This window comes from Bradyrhizobium ontarionense (assembly GCF_021088345.1).
In the GTDB taxonomy this organism is placed as follows: domain Bacteria; phylum Pseudomonadota; class Alphaproteobacteria; order Rhizobiales; family Xanthobacteraceae; genus Bradyrhizobium; species Bradyrhizobium ontarionense.
The window spans coordinates 5,697,036-5,717,379 of record NZ_CP088156.1; the positions used below are offsets into that span (position 1 = coordinate 5,697,036).

A 20,344-nucleotide genomic window follows, 5' to 3' on the forward strand; every position below is an offset into this window, starting at 1 on the left:
CGCGCCTCCGATCATGTGCGATCGAACGGGCCATGCCCAAGGCACGGCGCCATCAGCTTTGCGGTAACCTTAACGGGCGTTGGTAAATGAGCCGTGTGCGCGCGGGGCGCCGGGGTCGCAAAATGCGCGCGGCCGGACGAAAACGCGTCAGATAAACTCGTGCGCCTTGTACAGCGCCCGGAACGGCAGGCCGGCCTCGGCGAAGGTCTCCGCGGCGCCTTCCTCGCGGTCGACCATGGTGAACACCAGCGCCACCTCCGCGCCGGCCTCGCGCAGCGCCTCCACCGCCTTCATGGCCGAGCCGCCGGTCGTGGTGACGTCCTCGACCACGACGATGCGCTTGCCGGCCAGGGTCTCGTCCCGGGTCAGGCCCTCGATCGCCAGCCTGGCGCCATGCTCCTTCGGCTTCTTGCGGACGAAGAAGGCCGCGATCGGATGGCCCTTGATCCAGGAGATCTGGGCGATCGCGCCGGCCAGCGGCACCGCGCCCATCTCGAGCCCGCCGATATAGTCGTAGCCGTCGTCCTTCAGCGCCTCATAGGTGAGCTCGGCGAGCAGGGTGGCGCCCTCCGGGTCCATCATGGTCGGCTTCAGGTTGAAATAGAAATCGCTCTTGCGGCCGGAGGCCAGCGTGACCTCGCCACGGCCGAACGAGCGCCTGCGGATGATCTCGAAGAGGCGGGCGCGGGAGGCGGATTTGGACACGGCGTTTTCCCCTGGGGGTCTTCAGGATTCTTGGGTGGCGCAATCTATCGGGGTCGGGCCGCGTAGGCCAGCCGCCAGGATGCCCCATCAACAACGGTACGTTTGGAAGCGGGCGCAGTTTCGAGCTAATGGGGGAGCCAGCCTGCAAGCAGGAATTTCCCGGAAGGACCGCCCATGACGATCGAGCTGCACACCTGGAACACCCCCAACGGCCGCAAGATCTCGGTCGCGCTGGAGGAGATGGGGCTGCCCTACCGCGTGGTCCCCGTCGACATCACCAAGGGCGCCCAGATGGCGCCGGCGTTTCTGGCGATCAGCCCGAACAACAAGATCCCGGCGATCGTCGATCCCGATGGCCCCGATGGCAAGCCGGTCAGCGTGTTCGAATCGGGCGCGATCCTGCTCTATCTCGGTGAGAAGACCGGCCAATTCCTGCCGAAGCAGCTCTCCGAGCGCATCCCGGTCTATGAATGGCTGATGTGGCAGATGGGCGGGTTCGGCCCGATGCCGGGCCAGGTGCATCATTTCATCGCGCTCGATAGCGAGCAGGACCGTGCCTACGGCCTGAAGCGCTACATGGCCGAGACGGTTCGGCTCTACGGCGTGCTCGACCGCCGGCTCGCGTCACATGAGTTCGTTGCCGGCCCGCTGTCGATCACCGATTTCGCGATCCTCGGCTGGGCCTGGCGCCATCCGCGCCACAAGGTCGATCTCGCCGACTTCCCCAACGTCAAGCGCTGGTACGACACCCTGATGGCACGGCCGGCGGTGAAGCGGGGCATGGAGGCGAAGCTGGATTGAAGCCCCCGAGATCGCGCAGCGGCCGGATGCCTTGCCGAGGCGTCCCGGTTCGAGATCGGCTGCCTCCAGCAGCCGATGCTCGTTCCTCCGCCGATTGCATGACAGCGGCGTCCGGCCTCAGTTCTGCGCGTAGGCGTCCGGATCGGGGCTGCTGCTGGGTTGTTTGAATGCGGCGCGCAGGGCCGACGGCATCGGATAATTGAAATTGATCCCGATCGGCGGCACCGGCGATTCGAACCACTTCCTGTAGATCGCCTCGATCTCCGGGCTCCGATAGATCTCGGCCGTGACACGGTCGGCGATGGCCTTGAACGGCGCATCGTCCTTGCGCAGCATGATGCCGAAAGGCTCCGGCTTCGAGAACTCGTCCTTGCTGATCGCGTATGCCGCGGGGTCCTTGGACCGCGCGATCGCGACCGCGAGCTGGACGTCGTCGAGCACATAGGCCTGCGCACGATCGGTCTCCAGCATCAGGAATGCCTCGGCCTGGTCCTTGGCCGGAACGATGTTGATGCCGAGCTTGCGTTCCACATTGACCTTGTTCAGCTGCGCGATGTTGGTCGATCCGGCGATCGCGACGGCCGTCTTGCCCTTCAGGTCGTCGATCGTGTCGATCGATAGCGACTTCTTCGCCGCAAAGCGGGTGGCGCTGAGAAAGTGCGTGTTGGCGAAGGCCACGAGCTTCTGGCGTTCGGCGTTGTTGGTGGTGGATGCGCACAGCAGGTCGATGGTGCCGTTGGTCATCAGCGGAATGCGGTTGGAGGACGTCACCGGAACGGTTTCGACCGTGAGGTTGGGCAGCCCGAGCTCCTTCTTCACGGCATCCGCAATGCGCGCGCAGATATCGAGCGCATAGCCGACCGGCTTCTGGTTGCCGTCGAGGTAGCTGAACGGCACCGACGACTCCTGGAAACCGATCGAAATCCGGTTGGTCTCCTTGATCTTCTGCAGCGTGCCCGTCAATTCTTCGGCGCTCGCAGCGTTGGCAGCGAGCGCCACCGTCAGCAGAAATCCCCATACGCGCATTGAAGCCCCTCCTCGCAGCAATCCTGTTGGCACGCCGCAGCGGACTGCCCGTGCTGTCGATGCCAGCCTCGCTGTCGCGGGCAACGATGAAAAGGGATAAAAATGCTTCATGTTTCATTCCAAAAAGAGATTATTGCTGCCTGACAGGCGTCTGACGGCGTCCGGATCACGCGCCGCGCTAACCCTGGAGCTGGCGGCCGAAGTCGCAGGTCCTGCGCGCCAGCTCGGCCATCGCGGCGGTGAAGGCCGAGGGCCTGTCGTTGCGATACATGGCCGCATAGGGCACCGCGGGCAGCGCCGGCTTGACCGGCACGATGGCGAGCTTTCGCTCCTCGAACAGCGGACGGAAACAGCGTTGCGGCAGATAGCTGATGCCGAGGCCGGCCACCGCGAGTCCGACCAGCGCGGTCAGGTTATCGATCGAAATGGCGCGCTTGAAGGAGACGCCGTTTGCCGTCAGCCATTTGTTGAAGAACAGGCCGGAGCCCGAGCGGCGGCCCTGCATCAGGATCGTGTGCTCGCCGAGCTCGTCGAAGCCGAGAGCCCGGCGCGTTGGCACCAGGCCGGGGCGCGCCGTCCAGACGTTCTGGACCTCGGCCAGCCTGACCGACGTCACCTCCGGATCGGAAAACACGTCCGGGATCACGATGAGGTCGATGCTGCCTTCGATCAGCCGATCGTACAGGCTGCGGCTGGTGTCGACCTCGGGCTCGATCATCACCGCCGGATGAGCTTCGCGAATGGCCGAGACCAGACGCGGCAGCCATGTCAGCGCCGACAGCTCCGTTGCGCCGAGGCGGAGACGGCGGGCCGGCGCCTGCCGTCCGTCCTTCAGCTCCAGGATCTGGTCCTGCAGCGCCAGCATCTGGCGGCCGAGCGCCAGGATCTGCTCGCCCCGCTCGGTCAGACGGGCGCCGCGCTGGCTGCGGTCGAACAGCGGCGCGCGGGCCGAGGCCTCGAGCTCCTGGATGCGTTTGGAGATGGCCGATTGCGTCGTGTTGAGCTTGGCCGCGGCACGCTCGAAGGTGCCGAGCTCCGCGATCCAGTTCAAGGCCTCGAGCTGCTTCAGCGTGATCATGCCGACATTCGAAAAAGAGATGCGTCAGCATCGCTATTTATCTGTTTTCCGAATTCATGGCGAGTCCTACATCGCTGGATCACTTGACGCGAGCGGCATCGTCACATCCGGTGCCGCGATGGCATGGGAGAGAGCGATGGGCAGTGCGGGCGAGGGATCAGCGCGGATGAGCCACGGAGACACGCAACCCGGCACGGCGGTCGATCCCGCCATCATGGCGGCATTCAAGTCCGTTGCCACCGCCGTGATCAGCGACAATCTGGAACGGTTGCCGGGGGCCGCGAGTTTGCGGCCGTTCTATACGGGCGCACCGATGGCCGGGACCGCGCTGACGGTGAACACGGCGCCGGGCGACAACCTCTTCATCCATCGGGCGCTCGATCTCGTGAAGCCGGGCGATGTCATCGTCGTCAATGGCGGCGGCGACGAGACGCGGGCATTGGTGGGCGAGATCATCGCCGCCATCGCCGAGCAGCGCGGCGCGGCCGGGATCGTCGTCGACGGCGCCATCAGGGATTCCAGCGTGCTGATGAGCTCCGGCTTCCCGGTGTTCGCGCGCGCCGTCAATCATCGCGGCCCCTACAAGAACGGTCCGGGTGCGATCAACGTGCCGGTGTCGATCGGCGGCATGATCGTCGCGCCGGGTGACGTGGTGGTCGGGGACGCCGACGGTGTCGTCGCATTCGCGCCGGCGATCGCGCCTGCGCTGCTGGACGCCGTGCGCGCCCAGGAGCAGCGTGAAGCAGAGATCATGGCCAGCATCCGCGCCGGGCGCTATCGCGGCGCCTATGCCAAATAGAAGATGATCGCGATCGTGCCGCGAACGGCCTGTCCCGGTGCGAATGGTCCGGTTTTGCGCGACGTCGAAGTGCAACGCCATCTCACGCGTCGATCATCGTGTCAGCTGGTAGCCGGCGGCGCGACGTTGAGCGTCGGTGCCGAACGCCCAACGCGGCTGAACACACCCGCCACGCTCGAGAGCAGCAGCACCAGCAGGATCGCCGCTGCGAACGGCACGGAATGTCCGATCATGGCGAGGAGACACGCCGACAGCGCGATCGCCAGGCCGATCTCCAGTGCTGCGATCGGCTCACCGGCGTCGACCCGCGCCTTCCAATGGATCGCGATCCCTGCGGCGACCATCGGCATGTCGTAGATCATCGCATAGGGCGTGACGACGATGCTGCCGATCGCGACCAGCGCGATCGCCTGATCGGTCATGCCGCGCCGCCAGGCGCGCCAGACCAGCACAACGACGGCGCCGGACAACAGCGCCTGCAGCCCATAGCCGATCGCGATCGGTGCACCGATCGCGTGCACGCCGGCGATCACCGTCGGCATCATGTGGTCGAGGCTGGCCTGGTTGGCCTGCAACAGCGATTGATAGCTCGGAAAGCGTGCGATCCACTCGATCCAGATCGACCAGTCGAGCGCAGCGCTCGTGATGACGGCGACGATCACGGTCGTGGCGATCGCGGAGAGGATGGCGCGCCAATTGCGTGACGCCAGCAGGACGATGGGCATCAGCAGCACGAATTGCGGCTTGTAGGCGAGCAGGCCGAGCAGGGCGCCGGCTGTCATCGGGTGGCTTGCGAGCAGGCGCAATCCGCCGATCAGGAGTGCGGCCGACAGAAAGCCGTTCTGGCCGGTAATCGCGTTGATCAGCGTCGTCGGCGCGGCGAGCAGGGCGAGGCCGGATAGCGAGCGCCATTCGCGTCCCAAGGTCGCCAGGACGTAGAGCGCGAATGTTGTGGCGATCCAGCAGACATAGGCTGAGGGCAGCGCCATCATGCCGAGCGGAATGAGCGCCAGCAGAAAGGTCGGCGGATAGGGATAAGGGAAGCCGCCGCCATTGAGCCCGGGATCCAGCTTCTGCTGATAGTCGGCGAGCGCGAACGGATCGTAGATCCCCGCGCCCGACTGCGCCGCGAATTTGCCGAACGACCACAGGCCGGAGAAATCGCCGAATGCCGGCTGCGGCGATGACAGCCACCAGCTGACGAGATAGAGGCCGTTGTAGAGCCAGAGCGCAACCAGCAGAATCAGGAGCGCATTGCGATCGCGCGTCTGATTGGATGCTGCGGATGACGTCGCGGTCATGGGACTCTTCGGGCCAGCGTGTTCGTGTTCGGCGCGATCGGGCGCGGCTGTAACATCGGGATGATTGAAGACGTCACGCGATGGCTCGCATGCGCTTCCTGCGCCAGTCTTGCCCAAGCCCGTTGCAAGCCGTGTTACCGGCGCGCAGGTCGGCGCCCGCCGATCCCCATCATGGTCAACGAAGGGTAAAGTCGCCGCTGGATTGCTGCGAGGTGCGGCAGCGCGTCGCCCACAAGGATCATGGTTCGTTGTCAGCTCTCTCCGCGTCGTCATGGCCGGGCGCTGTCCGCGCCGAAGCGGCTTCGGCCGCGCAGGCGGGACGAGCCCGGGATGACGTGCAACCAACCGCAAGCGTCGCATGCGTCCCATGCGCAAACTGCCCGTCGGGTTACTTTGTCGCAGGCCGACGATGTTGCACCGTCGGGCAAATCAGCCGCACATTTCCGCACGTCCCGTTGCCGCATGAGGGGCGTTTCGCGAACGTCACGGACCGTTGGCAGTGGGATGCGATGGGTGTGTCTTGCTGCAGCATGGTCTGACCGTGCGGACGAACAGCAGGGCATGCACGGTCAAGTCGCGCGGTCCTGATATCCCGATGCTGATATCAACTCATGACGAAGCTTCGCTTCGCGTGGGGATGGTGGCCAACAAGCCCGGCGCACCAGGGAGAACGCGAAGCAGCCGTTAAAGCCGTCGCGCAGGGAGGGCCGGGTCATCCGGCTGAACCTGTGGTACCTGCCGCCTGCATTTTTTTGAGCAGGCGGGCCACGGGCCTCAGTCGAGGTCCGGCCTTCCCTGCGCCCTCATCGAATTCTGGAGGGCGGGCACCATGCATCGCTTGGGCAGATCGTGCCGCGAGAACATGGAGGCGTGCCCACACCTCGTTTCATCCCTTGCGCTATTTGTTAGTTGAAAAGGATTTTCCATTGCGCGTGCGATGCCCGCCACGGCGTACACTGCCACCCTCCCCTGGAGGGCAGGGCTATCGCATGTGACGGTCCAACTTTGAGTTCGGCTCCCTCCACACCGTCATGGCCGGGCTCCGTCCCGGCCATCCACGTCGTTCGGCATCCTGGGAAGGACGTGGATGCCCGGGACGGAGCCCGGGCATGACGACGTGGAGGCAGCGGAGCGAAACGACTCAGATCTTCATATGCGATAGCCCTGCCCTCCAGGGGAGGGTCGCCTGGCATGAGTGCAGCGAATGTGAGGCGGGGTGTGGTGATGTCTCCACACGCACCAGCGTCTGCGGCTTCACCCCACCCCGCTCGCCCGCTTCGCGGTGCGACCCTCCCCCTCCAGGGGAGGGTGGCACCTCGCGCTGGGCTGAGCGATGCGATGACACATCAAAGCAGCCTCGCCGCATCGTCATTGCGAGCGCAGCGAAGCAATCCAGAATCATTCCGCGGCGGCAGTCTGGATCGCTTCGCTGCGCTCGCAATGACGGAGGAGAGGGCTGTGCGCGCAGCTCAATGCGCCTCGTCCCAATTGTTGGCGGCGCGGGCGTCGACGTGCAGCGGCACCGACAACAGCACGGCTGGGAACGGCGCGTCCTGCATCACGTGCTGCACCACCGGCAAGGTCGCGGCGACCTCGTCGTCGGGGACCTCGAAGATCAACTCGTCATGCACCTGCAGCAGCATCTGCGCCGAGAGCTTCTTCTGCGCGAGCGCATCCTCCACCCGCGTCATGGCGCGGCGGATGATGTCGGCAGCCGTGCCCTGCAGCCGCGCGTTGATCGCGGCGCGCTCGTTGAAGGCACGGACCGAGGCGTTCGACGCCTTGATCTCGGGGTAGTGGCACTTGCGGCCGAACAGCGTGGTGACATAGCCGTGCTTGCGGCAGAACTCGCGGGTCTCGTCCATGTAGGCGCGGATGCCCGGGAAGCGCTCGAAATAGCGCTTGATGTAGGCCCCGGCCTCCTCGCGGGCGATGCCGAGCTGGTTGGCGAGGCCGAACGCGGAAATGCCGTAGATGATGCCGAAGTTGATCGCCTTGGCGCGGCGGCGGACCTCGCTCGGCATGTCCTTGATCGGCACGCCGAACATTTCGGAGGCCGTCATGGCGTGAATGTCGAGCCCATCCTTGAAGGCCTGCTTCAATACGGGAATGTCGGCGATCTCGGCGAGCAGGCGCAATTCAATTTGAGAGTAGTCCGCCGAGACCAGCTTGTGGCCGGGCGTCGCGATGAAGGCGCGGCGGATCTTGCGGCCGTCCTCGGTTCGCACCGGGATGTTCTGCAAATTCGGCTCGTTCGACGACAGCCGGCCCGTGGTGGTCGCGGCCAGCGCGTAGGTGGTGTGCACGCGATGGGTCTGCGGGTTGACGTAGGTCGGCAGCGCATCGGTGTAGGTCGATTTCAGCTTGGAGACCTGGCGCCATTCCAGGATCTTGCGCGCGAAATCGTTGCCTTGCTCGGCGAGGTCGTCGAGAATCGACGCGGATGTCGACCACGCGCCGGTCTTGGTCTTGCTGCCGCCGGGCAGGCCCATCTTGCCGAACAGGATGTCGCCGATCTGCTTCGGGCTGCCGACATTGATCGGCTCGCCGGCCAGGTCCTGCAACTCGGCCTCGACGCGGGCGGCGGTCTGGGCGAAATCGCCGGACAGGCGCGACAGCACCTGGCGGTCGATCGAGATGCCGCGCCGCTCCATGCGCGCGAGCACGGCGACCAGCGGCCGTTCCAACGTCTCGTAGACGGCGGTCATGCGCTCGGCCACCAGCCGCGGTTTCAGCACGCGCCACAGCCGATGAATGACATCGGCGGCTTCGGCCGAATGCGCGGTGGCGCGGTCGATCGCGACCTGCTCGAATGTCAGCTTGTTCCGGCCGCTGCCGATCAGCTCGCCTTCACTGATTATGGCGTGACCGAGCACGTGTTCAGCCAGCGAGTCGAGCTTCTGCGAGCCCCGTCCGGCGTCCAGCGCGTAGCTCATCAGCTGCACGTCATCAGTGTTGGTCAGCGTGATGCCGGCCTGCGCCAGCATCACGGCCGTGAACTTGATGTTGAAGCCGACCTTCAGGATGCCGGCGGATTCCAGGATGGGCTTCAACGCCTCGAGCGCGTCGCCGTCCTTGATCTGGTCGGGCGCGAGCCCGGCATCGAACAGGCCGCCGCCGTCGCCGGCCTGGCGATGCGCCAGCGGGATGTAGCAGGCGTCGTTGGGCGCCAGCGCCAGCGCGATGCCGCACAGATTGGCCTGCATCGGATCGATCGAGCTGGCCTTGACCTCGATGGTGACACGGCCAAAGTCATGGACGCGGGCAAGCCAGGCGTTCAGCTCGGGCAGGCTGCGGAGGGTCTGATATTTGTCGCGATCGATGCGCGCCGTCTTGGCCGCCTCGGCGCGCGCCTCAGCGAGGCTGACCGGTGTGCCCTTGCTCATGGCCGATTTGTCAGTGCGCGGATCGCCGCCTCGTCTCACTGCCCCGGATGCGGGGGAGGGCGGGGTGGGGGCACTTGCGGCGGGCAAGCCCCCACCCGGATCGCTGCGCGATCCGGCCTCCCCCGCAGGTGGGGGAGCTGCACCACCACCACTCTTCAGCTGCTCGTCGGCCGACACGTCGGCGGGATCGATCTGCGAATACTCGGCGACGCGCCGCGTCAGCGTGGTGAACTCCATCGCCTTGAGGAAGGCGATCAGCTTGCGTGGATCCGGCTCGTGCACCGCGAGGTCGTCGAGTGGAACCTCGAGCGCGACCTTGTCGTCGAGCAGCACCAGCTGACGCGAGATCCGCGCCTTTTCGGCATTCTCGATCAGCGCCTCGCGCCGCTTCGGCTGCTTGATCTCGGTCGCACGCGACAGCAAGGCTTCGAGATCGCCGTAGTCGTTGATCAGCTGCGCAGCGGTCTTGATGCCGATGCCGGGCACGCCCGGCACATTGTCGGTGGAGTCGCCGGCCAGCGCCTGCACCTCGACCACCTTCTCCGGCGGCACGCCGAACTTCTCGATCACCTCGGCGATGCCGATGCGGCGGTCCTTCATCGTGTCGTACATCGTGACGCAGTCGTTGACGAGCTGCATCAGGTCCTTGTCGGAGGACACGATCGTGGTGGTGGCGCCGCGCTCGCAGGCAAGCCTTGCATAGGTCGCGATCAGGTCGTCGGCCTCGAAGCCGCCCTGCTCCAGGCAGGGCAGATCGAAGGCGTGCACGGCCTCGCGGATCAGCGCGAATTGCGGAATCAGGTCATCCGGCGCCGGCGGCCGGTGCGCCTTGTAGTCGCCGTAGATCTTGTTGCGGAACGTGACCTCGGACTTGTCGAACACGATGGCCAGATGCGTCGGCCGGTCGGTCTCGGGCATGTCGCGCAACAGCTTCCACAGCATGTTGCAGAAACCGAGCACGGCGTTGACCTGCAGCCCGTCGGACTTGCGGTTGAGCGGCGGCAGCGCGTGATAGGCGCGGAAGATGTAGGACGAGCCGTCGACCAGGAACACATGGTCGCCCTTGACGGCCCCCTTGACGGTCTCCTTGGCCGCGCCTTTGGCGGCAGCTGGCACAGGGGCGGCGGGGCTGGTGGCGGCGGCTTTCTCGGGGGCTTTGGGCATGGCCGCAATGTAGGGATTTTCGCTCGTATTGACAGCCGTGACGACGCCGTGCGCACCGGATTTTTCCGACCCTCAGATCGGCCCAACGCAGCGGACCAGGAAGTCCATGACGGCGCGAATGAGGGGCGTGCGCCTGAGGTCGCGATGAACGACGAGCCAGATATCGCGGCTGATGTCCCCGCGGCCTTCGTCGCAGCGGACCAGACCGGGATCGTGGTCGCCGAGAAAATGCGGCAGGGCGGCGAGGCCGAGGCCCGCACGCGCCGCCGCGGCCTGGTTCTCGAGATCGCCGGTCTGGAACACGATCGCGCGCCGGCCGGCGACGGCTTTCAACCATTGCTGCTGGGGCGCCGAGTCCATGCTGGCATCGTAGGCGATGAATCCGAACGCATGCTGCGGCGTCTCCTTGAGATAGTGAGGCGCGCCATAGAGGCTGAAGCCGAATCGACCAACCTTGCGTGCGATCAGGCCGGGTTCGTCGGGACGCGACAGCCGCAGGGCAATGTCGGCTTCCCGGCGGTTGAGCGAGGCGATGCGCTTCTCGCCGATCAGCTTGATGGTGATGGCCGGATGCTGACGGTGCAGCTCGACCAGCCGTGGCGCGATCATCCTGTTGGCGAGCGTCGGTGGCGCGCTGATCGAGACCTCGCCCGCCAGACCCGGACGCGATGCGACCACGGTGCGCTCGATCGCGAAGGCGGCCTGCTCCATCGGACCGGCGGCCGCGGCAAGGCGGCGGCCGTCCTCGGTCAGGGCATAGGTCCGCGCGCGCCTGTCGACCAGCTTCAGTCTCGTTGCGCGCTCCAGTGCCGCGACGCGGCGCGCGACCGTGACATGGTCGACGCCGAGGGCGCGTGCGGCTGCCGACAGCGTGCCTTCGCGGGCGAGCATCAGGAAGTGATGGAGGTCGGTCCAGTCGATCTGCATGTTCAAATATTCACAATAGACGAGACAAGATGGGCAATTCCGCAGATCGATAACGCAGACCACAATGTCCCGATGCAGGCAACATGCATGGAGGCGGAGATGGCCGTTGTCGTTCGAGTGAAGGCGCCGGGTGGCGCAGAAAATCTGGTGCTGGAAACCGTCGAGCTGCCGGCGCCGCGGCCGGATGAGATCCGTCTGCGCCAGACCGCGATCGGTGTGAACTTCATCGACATCTATCAGCGCAGCGGTCTCTATCCGCTTCCGGACCGCGTTCTCGGTGTCGAAGGAGCGGGAGTCGTGACGGCGACGGGCGCTGACGTGACCTGCCTGTCCGTCGGCGACCGCGTCGCCTATGCCGGCGCGCCGGTGGGCGCCTATGCGTCAGAGCGAAATCTGCCGGCCTGGCGCGCGATGCCGCTGCGCGCCTCCGTTTCGGAAGCGCGCGCCGCATCGACATTGCTGAAGGGCATCACCGCCGCGATGCTGCTCGGTCGAACCTATGCCGTCGGACCCGGAACGACGCTGTTGGTGCACAGTGCTGCCGGCGGGCTTGGCCAGGTGTTGACACGGCTGGCCCGGCTGCGCGGCGCGACCGTCATCGGCACGGTGAGCTCGGAGGCCAAGGCGGCGGTCGCGCGCGCCGCAGGTGCGCATCATCTGATCGTCGGGCGAGACGCGGACTTTGTCGATGCCGTCAGGCGATTGACCGGCGGGCGCGGCGTCGACGTGGCCTATGACGGCGTCGGCGGCGGCACCCTGGCGCGAACGCTGGCCTGCGTCAGGCTGTTCGGAACGGTTGCCAGCATCGGTCAGTCTGCCGGTCCGATCCCAGACCTTGCCGTTGAGGAGCTGGGGCCTCGGCGCAGCCTGTCCCTGGCACGCCCGAGCGTGATGGCCCATGTGAACGATGTCGCTGACTATCGCAGGGACGCCGAGATCGTTCTCACCGCACTGGCCGATGGCGAGCTCGGCGGCGATGGCACCGCCTATCCGCTTGCGCAGGCGGTCCAGGCGCATATCGATCTCGAAAGCGGCCGCAGTCGTGGCGCGCTCTATCTGGTGCCGTGATGGCCGGGCTATTCGGCCGGCTGCAGCGCGGCGCGCGGCTTCGGCGGCGCGATCCAGAACGTGATTGGCCGCTCGAACAGGAACTGCGCGTTGAAGCGCAGCGCAAGGCGCCAGATCAGGAGCGCGCCGATCACGCCTGCGATGGTCACGAGCAGCGAGATGGTTCCGATGTCGGCGATCACGCCGGTCTTCAGCAGCACCGTGCGGGTCACCGCCATCGGCAGGAAGAAGGCGAGATAGATCACGATCGAATGCTCGCCGCAGAAGCGCAGCGCGTTGAGAAGCTGCGCGCGCGCCAGCAGGGTGCCGGCGATGATGATGGCGACCGCGCCGGCATAGCCCAGCGCCAGCGAGACGACCGGCCATTCGCTGATGCCGAGGTCGACGAGGCCCTGGTTGATCACCGCCCAGGCGAGCAGTCCGGCAATGGCGAAAGCGGGGCGCGCGCGGGCGCGATCCGACAGCGCGAAGATGTAGGTCGCGAACAGATAGCCGGAGTAGATGTAGACGAAACGGGCGCAGAACTCGTCGATCACGGTCCAGCCGGTGACGATGTGCGACATTTCGAGGCCGGCGGCGATGCCCCAGATCACGGGCGCCGGCGCCTTGCGTGTCAGCTTGATGACGACGAAGAAGATCGGCAGCAGGTAGATGAACCACAGCGTGCCGAACGGCTCGATGAAGGATTCGAGATAGAGATAGCCGGCATGGGGCCAGCCGCTTGCGGCGGCAAAGCCGGGGGCCTTGAAGCCGAACTGGATCGTCACCCACAGCACGTAGAAATAGGCGAAATGCACCACCTTGCGGTCGAGATAGGTGCGCCAGTCGCGGTCGATCACGAGCGGCAGGAAAAGCCCGGAGATCAGGAAGAAGTCCGGCATCCGGAACGGCTTGGCGAAGGCCACGACGGCATGCATGAAGCCGGTCTCGCCGGCCGCCAGCTCCACGCCGAGCACCGAGTGCATCATCACGACCATGATGATGCAGATACCCTTGGCGTAGTCGACCCAGTCGATGCGCGCCTCGGTTCCGACCGTTTTCGGCGTGCCATTTGCGGTCATGCTGTCCCCCTTTGGCGCGGAGCTGCCGCATCTTCGGGCAGAGCCGTTAATACTCCCTGCTGTCATCCAAACGTCATGCCGTTTTCTAAATTCCCCTTGGACCGCAAATGGTTTAAGACGCAAAAGTATTAACCACGAAGGATGGGTTTCGATGCGAATTGCGATGATCGGCACGGGCTATGTGGGGCTGGTGTCCGGCGCCTGCTTCGCCGATTTCGGCCACCAGGTCACCTGCGTGGACAAGGACGAGAGCAAGATCGCCGCGCTTCATCGCGGAGAAATCCCGATCTTCGAGCCCGGGCTGGATGCGCTGGTCGCGACCAACGTGAAGGCCAAGCGGCTCGACTTCACCACCGACCTCAAGCAGCCGGTCGCCGAGGCCGATGCGGTCTTCATCGCGGTCGGCACGCCGTCACGGCGCGGCGACGGGCATGCCGACCTGTCCTATGTCTATGCCGCCGCGCGCGAGATCGCGGCGTCCTTGACCGGTTTTACGGTGGTGGTGACCAAGTCGACGGTGCCGGTCGGCACCGGCGACGAGGTCGAACGCATCATCCGCGAGACCAACCCGGCGGCCGATGTCGTCGTCGCCTCCAATCCGGAATTCCTGCGCGAGGGTGCGGCGATCCGCGACTTCAAATGGCCGGATCGCATCGTCGTCGGGACCTCGGACGAGCGCGGCCGCAAGGTGCTCGGCGACATCTACCGTCCGCTGTCGCTGAACCAGGCGCCGATGATGTACACCGAGCGCCGCACCGCTGAGCTGATCAAATACGCCGCCAATGCGTTTCTCGCCACCAAGATCACCTTCATCAACGAGGTCGCGGACCTCGCCGAGAAGGTCGGCGCCGACGTGCAGGAAGTCGCGCGCGGCATCGGCCTGGATAACCGCATCGGCGCGAAGTTCCTGCATGCCGGTCCGGGTTTCGGCGGCTCCTGCTTCCCGAAGGATACGCGGGCGCTGATCAAGATCGCGCAGGACTACGACACGCAGCTGCGCATCGTCGAATCGGTGCTGGCCGTCAACGACAACCGCAAGCGCGCGATGGCGCGCAAGGTGGCTGCGGCTGTCGGCGGCAGCCTGCGCGGCAAGACGGTCGCGGTGCTCGGCCTGACCTTCAAGCCAGAGACCGACGACATGCGCGAGGCGCCGTCGATCCCGCTGGTGACGGGGCTGCTCGACATGGGCGCTAAGGTGCGCGCGCATGACCCGGTCGGCATCGAGCAGGCGAAGAAGGAACTGCCCGACATCGAATATTGCGACGATCCCTACGTCTGCGCCACCGGCGCCGATGCGATCGTGCTGGTCACCGAGTGGGTGCAGTACCGCGCCATGGACCTGGCCCGCTTGAAGGAGGTGATGGCGCATCCGGTCGTTGTCGACCTGCGCAACGTCTATCGCCCCGAGGAGATGGCCGAGCACGGCTTCATCTACGAGAGCATCGGCCGGCCGCCGGTGAAGGGCGCTTGATGGGGAGTGCGTGACGGGGAGTGATTGTCATACCCCGCGCAGGCGGGGTATCCAGTACGCTCGATCCTCGTGATCCCTGAGGTCGGCGTTTACTGGATCGTCCGCCTTCGCGGACGATGACTGGTCCCTAACCATTGTCCCTTCGCTTCGACACACCGCTGCCCATCGACGCCGTGCTGGACGAGCTGTCCGGCACGCTCGCGCGCAGCAATACCGCCGTCCTGGTGGCGCCGCCGGGCGCCGGCAAGACGACGCGGGTGCCGCTGGCGCTGCTGGATGCGCCCTGGGTCGGGACCAGGAAGATCATCGTGCTGGAGCCGCGGCGCATCGCGGCGCGCGCCAGCGCCGAGCGCATGGCCAAGTCGCTGGGCGAGCGCGCCGGCGACACCGTCGGCTACCGCGTGCGCTTCGGCTCGAAGATCTCGCGCGCGACCCGCATCGAGGTCGTCACCGAGGGCATCTTCACCCGGCAGATTCTGGATGACCCCGAACTCGGCGGCGTCGCCGCCGTGCTGTTCGACGAATTCCACGAGCGCTCGCTCGATGCGGACCTGGGCCTTGCGCTGGCGCGCGATGCGCAGCAGGGCCTGCGTGAGGATCTCCGGATCCTCGTGATGTCGGCGACGCTCGATGGTGCTCGGGTGGCGAAGCTGCTCGGCGATGCGCCGGTGGTCGAGAGCGAGGGCCGCGCCTATCCGGTGGAGACGCGCTATGTCGGCCGCAAGCCGGACGCGCCGGTCGAGCGCCAGATGGCGGAGACGATCGCGAGCGCGCTGCGCGCCGACTCAGGCTCCGTGCTGGCCTTCCTGCCCGGCGCGGCCGAGATCCGGCGCACGCAGACCATGCTGACCGAGCGCATTCACGATGCGGCCATCGAGATCGTCCCGCTGTTCGGCGCGCTCGATGCCGCGGTCCAGGATCGGGCGATTTCGCCCGCCCCCAAGGGCAGCCGCAAGGTCGTGCTGGCGACCTCGATCGCCGAGACCTCGCTGACGATCGAGGGCGTGCGGATCGTGGTGGATTCCGGCCTCGCCCGTGTGCCGCGCTACGAGCCGGATATCGGCCTGACCCGGCTGGAGACGGTGCGGGCCTCGCGCGCCGCCGTCGATCAGCGCCGCGGCCGCGCCGGCCGCACCGAGCCGGGCGTCTGCTACCGTCTGTGGGACGAGCCGCAGACCGCCTCGCTGGCGGCGTATACGCAGCCGGAAATCCTCAGCGCCGATCTGTCCTCGCTGGTGCTCGATCTCGCGCAATGGGGCGTCAGCGATCCCTTTGCGCTCGGCTTCCTCGATCCGCCGCCGCTTCCAGCCTGGAAGGAGGCGCGGGACCTGCTGAGCGAACTTGGTGCGCTCGATGCCGACGGCCGCCTGACCGACGAGGGCCGGCGGCTGCGGGCGCTGGCGCTGCCGCCGCGGCTCGCCCGCATGATCGTCGATTCGGCCGACGACGGAGCGGCCGCGCAAGCGGCCGACATCGCTGCGATCCTGACCGAGCGCGGTCTTGGCGGCGACAGCGTCGATCTCGAGGTGCGGCTCGACCAGTTCCGCCGCGACCGCTCGCCACGTGCGCAGAGCGCGCGTGAGCTGGCGCGGCGCTGGGCGCAGCAGGTGGCGTCGTCGTCCTCCCAGCAGGGGGGAGGGGACATCTCGACCGGCATGATGCTCGCGTTCGCCTTCCCCGACCGGGTCGCGCGCAACCGCGGCAACGGGAGCTTCGTGCTCGCGAATGGCCGCGGGGCCGCGGTCGAGCAGACCTCAGCGCTGGCGCGCGCGCCCTATATCGCCGTCGGCGAGCTGACCGGGACGGCGGCGAGCGGCCGCATCCTGCTCGCGGCAGCGCTCGCGATCGAGGACATCGAGCGCCACTTCGCCGCTCAGATCGAAGCCCGCGACGAGGTCAGCTTCGACCGGGACGCGATGGCGCTGCGGGCGCGCCGCAGGCGCAAGCTGCACGCGATCACAATGGCCGATGCGCCGGTCGCGCTGACGCCGTCCGAAGAAACTGCGCGCATCTTTGCCGAGGGCATCTGCGCCGCCGGCCTCGAGAGGTTGCCCTGGTCGAAAGCGGCGAAGCAATGGCGTGACCGGGTCATGTTCCTGCGCAAGGCCGAGGGAGACAGCTGGCCGGACCTGTCGGACACCGGCCTTGCTGAGCGGCGCGAGGACTGGCTGGTGCCGCTGCTCGCCGACAAGACCTCGCTGCGTGATGTCTCTCCCGGCGAGGTTTCCGACGCCGTCATGGCGTTGCTGCCGTGGGATCTGCGCGCCCGGCTCGACCGCGAGGCGCCGACTCATTTCGAGGCGCCGACCGGGACCATGCTCGCGATCGACTACGAGGCCGAGCAGGGCCCGACCATCGCGGTCCGGCTGCAGGAGCTGTTCGGGCTTGATGTCCACCCCTCGATTGCCAAGGGGGCGGTGCCGCTGGTGCTGGAGCTGCTATCGCCGGCACAGCGGCCGGTGCAGGTCACGCGCGATCTGCCCGGTTTCTGGCGCGGCTCCTATGCCGCCGTCCGCACCGACCTCCGCGGTCGCTACCCGCGCCATCCCTGGCCGGATGACCCTGCGCATGCGGTTCCGACGCGCCGAGCGAAGCCACGGGGGACATAGTTGACGCAAATTATACCGCCGCAGGGCTGTCGTTAACGCTTCGCTCATCGTTTTCGCCAAAATGGCGGCGGCAGCTGGTTTGGCTCAGTCGTATGTCGGCGGCTTTGATGGTCAAATCGCCGGCAGGACAAAGTTGAGCGTGGCGTAATGCGTAACATCATGATCTTCGCGGCCGTGCTGGTGGGTCTCGGCACCTTCATGGCGCAGCTGGCCGATCGCCTGACGCCCGCGCCGGCGTCTGCAACGCCTGCCGTCCGCGTCGCCACGATGGAGTCCAGCGCCGCAGGTCGCAGCCTCAGCATTCCGACCGACCGCCGCGGGCATTTCCGGGCCGACGGCCGCATCGACGGCCAGCGTATCAGCTTCATGGTCGATACCGGCGCCTCGATGGTCGCGCTGAACGAGAGTTCGGCCGCCCGCTTCGGCCTGCGCCCCGCGCGCGGCGAATACACCGCCAATGTGACCACGGCCAACGGCACGGTGAAAGCCGCGCGGGCCAGGCTCGCCATGGTCGAGCTCGGCGAACTGACCATCCGTGACGTCGATGCGCTGGTGCTGCCCGATGCGGCGCTGTCGGAGAACCTGCTCGGCCTGTCCTTCCTGTCCAAGCTCAAGCGCTTCGCCTACGCCAACGGCCAGATGGTGCTCGAGCAGTAATTGATCCGCTACAGACCGCTCTCCGGACTCAATTCTGAGGGAGACGGGGCGCCTTAACGCATCTCGACGAAACCTGCCCGGTGGCCTTCCGCTTGCATGCCACTTTGGGTAAGGCTCTGTCGTCGATTTTCCGAGAAGGCGTCATTTTACATGTTGTTCCCCAAGCCCAAGCCCGTCCTGGTTCCCAACACCTACGCCTTCGAATCCGAGCCGATGGTGAAGCCGACCGGCTTCCGCGAATATGACGCGCGCTGGCTGTTCAACAAGGAAATCAACCTGATGGGGGTGCAGGCGCTCGGCATGGGGCTGGGTGCGCTGATCGCCGAACGCGGCGTCAAGCAGGAGATCGTGACCGGCCACGACTTCCGCGGCTACTCCGCCTCGATCAAATACGCGCTGATCTCAGGCCTGATGGCGGCCGGCTGCAAGGTGCACGACATCGGCCTTGCCGTGACGCCGATGGCCTATTTCGCTCAGTTCGATCTCGACGTGCCCTGCGTGGCGATGGTCACGGCTTCGCACAACGACAATGGCTGGACCGGCGTCAAGATGGGCGCCAACCGGCCGCTGACCTTTGGCCCTGAGGAGATGACTCGGCTCAAGGAGATCGTGCTCAACGCCGAGTTCAGGAACGGCAGCGGCGGCTCCTATCAGTTCCATGAAAATTATCCGGCGCGCTACATCGCCGACCTCACCAGCCGTCCCAAGCTGAAGCGCAGGCTGAAGGTCGTCGCAGCCTGCGGCAACGGCACCGCGGGCGCGTTCGCGCCGCAGGTGCTGGAGGCGATCGGCTGCGAGGTGGTCCCGCTCGATACCGAGCTCGATCACACCTTCCCGAAATACAATCCCAATCCCGAAGACATGGAGATGCTGCACGCCATCCGCGACGCTGTGCTCGCGCACAAAGCCGACGTCGGCCTCGGCTTCGATGGTGATGGCGACCGCTGCGGCGTGGTCGACAACACTGGCGAGGAGATCTTCGCCGACAAGGTCGGCGTGATGCTGGCACGCGACATGTCGGCGATCCACAAGGATGCGCAGTTCGTCGTCGACGTGAAATCGACCGGCCTGTTCATGACCGACCCGGTGCTGCAGGCCCAGGGCGCCAAGACGGTCTATTGGAAGACCGGCCACTCCTACATGAAGCGCCGGACCAACGAGCTCGGCGCGCTCGCCGGCTTCGAGAAGTCGGGCCACTTCTTCTTCAACAAGCCGTTCGGCCGCGGCTATGATGATGGCCTCGTCTCGGCGATCGCGATCTGTGAGATGCTCGACCGCGCGCCGGAAAAATCGATGGCGGATCTCAAGGACGCGCTGCCCAAGACCTGGTCGTCGCCGACGATGTCGCCGCATTGTGCCGACGAGGTCAAATACGGCGTGGTCGACGCGGTCGTGAAGCACTTCCAGGCGCTGCAGCAGCAGGGCGGCAAGGTGGCTGGACAGCCGATCCGCGATCTCGTCACGGTGAACGGCGTCCGCGTCACCGTCGAAGATGGCAGCTGGGGCCTGGTGCGGGCGTCATCCAACAAGCCGGAGCTGGTTGTCGTTGTCGAAAGCCCGGTGTCGGACCGGCGCATGCACGACATGTTCGACGCCGTCAATGAGGTGCTGAGGACGCATCCGGAGGTCGGCGCCTACAACCAGACGATCTGAGTCCGAACTGGCTTCAAGATCAGACCGGCGGCACCGGCAGGGCCGTCACCGACTTGATCTTCTCCATGGCGAAGCGCGAGGTGACGTTCTTGAGCGGCACCGCGCTGATCAGCTTCTTGTAGAAGACGTCGTAGCTCTGCATGTCGGCAACGACGACGCGGAGCATGTAGTCGACGTCGCCCGCCATCCGGTAGAACTCCATCACCTCCGGCATCGAGCTCACCGCCTCGGCGAATTTCCGCAGCCAGGCCTCGGAATGGTCGGCGCTCTCGACAGAAACGAAGACGGAGATGCCGAGCCCGATCTTGTTCTGATCGACCAGGGCGACCCGGCGCAGGATCACGCCATCGGCCTCCAGCCTCTGGATGCGCTTCCAGCACGGTGTCGACGACAGCCCGACCCGGTCGCCGATCTCGGCGACGGACAGGGACGCATCCTCCTGCAGGACCATCAGGATCTTGCGGTCGATGGCGTCGAGCCGGCGATTGGCTTCGGAGCTCTGGGCGGAGACGTCGGTCATGGAGAAATTTGTTCCATATGAAGGTCTATAAACCCTCATATAGAGAAAATCGTTCCAAAGCAAGGAGGGGCCGTTCAGGCCTTCCCAGGGGTGTCCGGTCGCGTCTCACGACATGCCA

15 protein-coding genes are annotated in these 20,344 nt (G+C 66.2%); 7 read left to right on the forward strand and 8 right to left on the reverse strand.

The window, feature by feature from the left end; translation table 11 throughout:
• Nucleotides 1–147: 147 nt before the first annotated feature.
• Complete coding sequence (gene pyrE, locus LQG66_RS25165; protein WP_231318345.1) at nt 148–705, reverse strand: orotate phosphoribosyltransferase; 558 nt, start codon at nt 703–705, stop codon at nt 148–150.
• 174 nt (nt 706–879) lie between these two features.
• On the opposite strand from pyrE, the gene LQG66_RS25170 reads away from it, so the two are divergent.
• A complete protein-coding gene (locus LQG66_RS25170) occupies nt 880–1,506 on the forward strand; it encodes a glutathione S-transferase family protein (protein ID WP_231318346.1) in 627 nt (208 codons plus the stop codon).
• Between the two features lie 117 nt (nt 1,507–1,623).
• Here LQG66_RS25170 and LQG66_RS25175 read toward each other — a convergent pair whose 3' ends face one another.
• Entirely contained in the window at nt 1,624–2,532 is a 909-nt protein-coding gene (locus LQG66_RS25175) for an amino acid ABC transporter substrate-binding protein (protein ID WP_231318347.1), read from the reverse strand.
• Nucleotides 2,533–2,710: 178 nt separating this feature from the next.
• Nucleotides 2,711–3,610 carry a LysR family transcriptional regulator gene (locus tag LQG66_RS25180; RefSeq protein ID WP_231318348.1) on the reverse strand — a complete coding sequence of 300 codons (900 nt, stop codon included), beginning with the start codon at nt 3,608–3,610 and terminating at the stop codon, nt 2,711–2,713.
• Nucleotides 3,611–3,776: 166 nt separating this feature from the next.
• On the opposite strand from LQG66_RS25180, the gene LQG66_RS25185 reads away from it, so the two are divergent.
• On the forward strand, nt 3,777–4,409 hold the full coding sequence (locus LQG66_RS25185) for an RraA family protein (RefSeq protein ID WP_231318349.1): 633 nt from the start codon (nt 3,777–3,779) through the stop codon (nt 4,407–4,409).
• A 101-nt stretch (nt 4,410–4,510) separates the two neighbouring features.
• Here LQG66_RS25185 and LQG66_RS25190 read toward each other — a convergent pair whose 3' ends face one another.
• From LQG66_RS25190 to LQG66_RS25200, 3 genes are all read right to left on the reverse strand, one after another.
• Nucleotides 4,511–5,710 carry a glycosyltransferase family 87 protein gene (locus LQG66_RS25190; RefSeq protein WP_231318350.1) on the reverse strand — a complete coding sequence of 400 codons (1,200 nt, stop codon included), beginning with the start codon at nt 5,708–5,710 and terminating at the stop codon, nt 4,511–4,513.
• 1,469 nt (nt 5,711–7,179) lie between these two features.
• On the reverse strand, nt 7,180–10,260 hold the full coding sequence (gene polA, locus LQG66_RS25195) for a DNA polymerase I (RefSeq protein WP_231318351.1): 3,081 nt from the start codon (nt 10,258–10,260) through the stop codon (nt 7,180–7,182).
• 72 nt (nt 10,261–10,332) lie between these two features.
• Nucleotides 10,333–11,187, reverse strand: coding sequence for a LysR family transcriptional regulator (locus LQG66_RS25200; RefSeq protein WP_231318352.1), 855 nt, complete (start codon nt 11,185–11,187; stop codon nt 10,333–10,335).
• Nucleotides 11,188–11,286: 99 nt separating this feature from the next.
• Here LQG66_RS25200 and LQG66_RS25205 point away from each other — a divergent pair, with 99 nt between their 5' ends.
• The gene (locus LQG66_RS25205) at nt 11,287–12,255 is read left to right on the forward strand and encodes a quinone oxidoreductase family protein (RefSeq protein ID WP_231318353.1); all 969 of its coding nucleotides are present in this window, start codon (nt 11,287–11,289) and stop codon (nt 12,253–12,255) included.
• An 8-nt stretch (nt 12,256–12,263) separates the two neighbouring features.
• Here LQG66_RS25205 and LQG66_RS25210 read toward each other — a convergent pair whose 3' ends face one another.
• Nucleotides 12,264–13,316, reverse strand: coding sequence for an acyltransferase family protein (locus LQG66_RS25210; RefSeq protein WP_231318354.1), 1,053 nt, complete (start codon nt 13,314–13,316; stop codon nt 12,264–12,266).
• Between the two features lie 151 nt (nt 13,317–13,467).
• Between LQG66_RS25210 and LQG66_RS25215 the strand changes: the two genes are divergently transcribed.
• The 4 genes from LQG66_RS25215 (at nt 13,468) to LQG66_RS25230 (ending at nt 19,706) form a co-directional block, all read left to right on the forward strand.
• Nucleotides 13,468–14,787: a UDP-glucose dehydrogenase family protein gene (locus LQG66_RS25215; protein ID WP_231318355.1), complete on the forward strand. Its 1,320-nt coding sequence runs from the start codon at nt 13,468–13,470 to the stop codon at nt 14,785–14,787.
• 134 nt (nt 14,788–14,921) lie between these two features.
• Nucleotides 14,922–17,396 (forward strand): ATP-dependent helicase HrpB, encoded by a 2,475-nt coding sequence (gene hrpB / locus LQG66_RS25220; RefSeq protein WP_231318356.1) that lies wholly within the window; start codon nt 14,922–14,924, stop codon nt 17,394–17,396.
• Between the two features lie 159 nt (nt 17,397–17,555).
• The gene (locus LQG66_RS25225) at nt 17,556–18,053 is read left to right on the forward strand and encodes a TIGR02281 family clan AA aspartic protease (protein ID WP_231327931.1); all 498 of its coding nucleotides are present in this window, start codon (nt 17,556–17,558) and stop codon (nt 18,051–18,053) included.
• Nucleotides 18,054–18,206: 153 nt separating this feature from the next.
• Nucleotides 18,207–19,706, forward strand: a complete 1,500-nt coding sequence (locus tag LQG66_RS25230; protein WP_231327932.1) for a phosphomannomutase/phosphoglucomutase — start codon at nt 18,207–18,209, stop codon at nt 19,704–19,706.
• A 19-nt stretch (nt 19,707–19,725) separates the two neighbouring features.
• On the opposite strand, the gene LQG66_RS25235 is transcribed toward LQG66_RS25230, so the two are convergent.
• Complete coding sequence (locus tag LQG66_RS25235) at nt 19,726–20,226, reverse strand: Lrp/AsnC family transcriptional regulator (RefSeq protein WP_231318357.1); 501 nt, start codon at nt 20,224–20,226, stop codon at nt 19,726–19,728.
• Between the last annotated feature and the right edge of the window lie 118 nt (nt 20,227–20,344).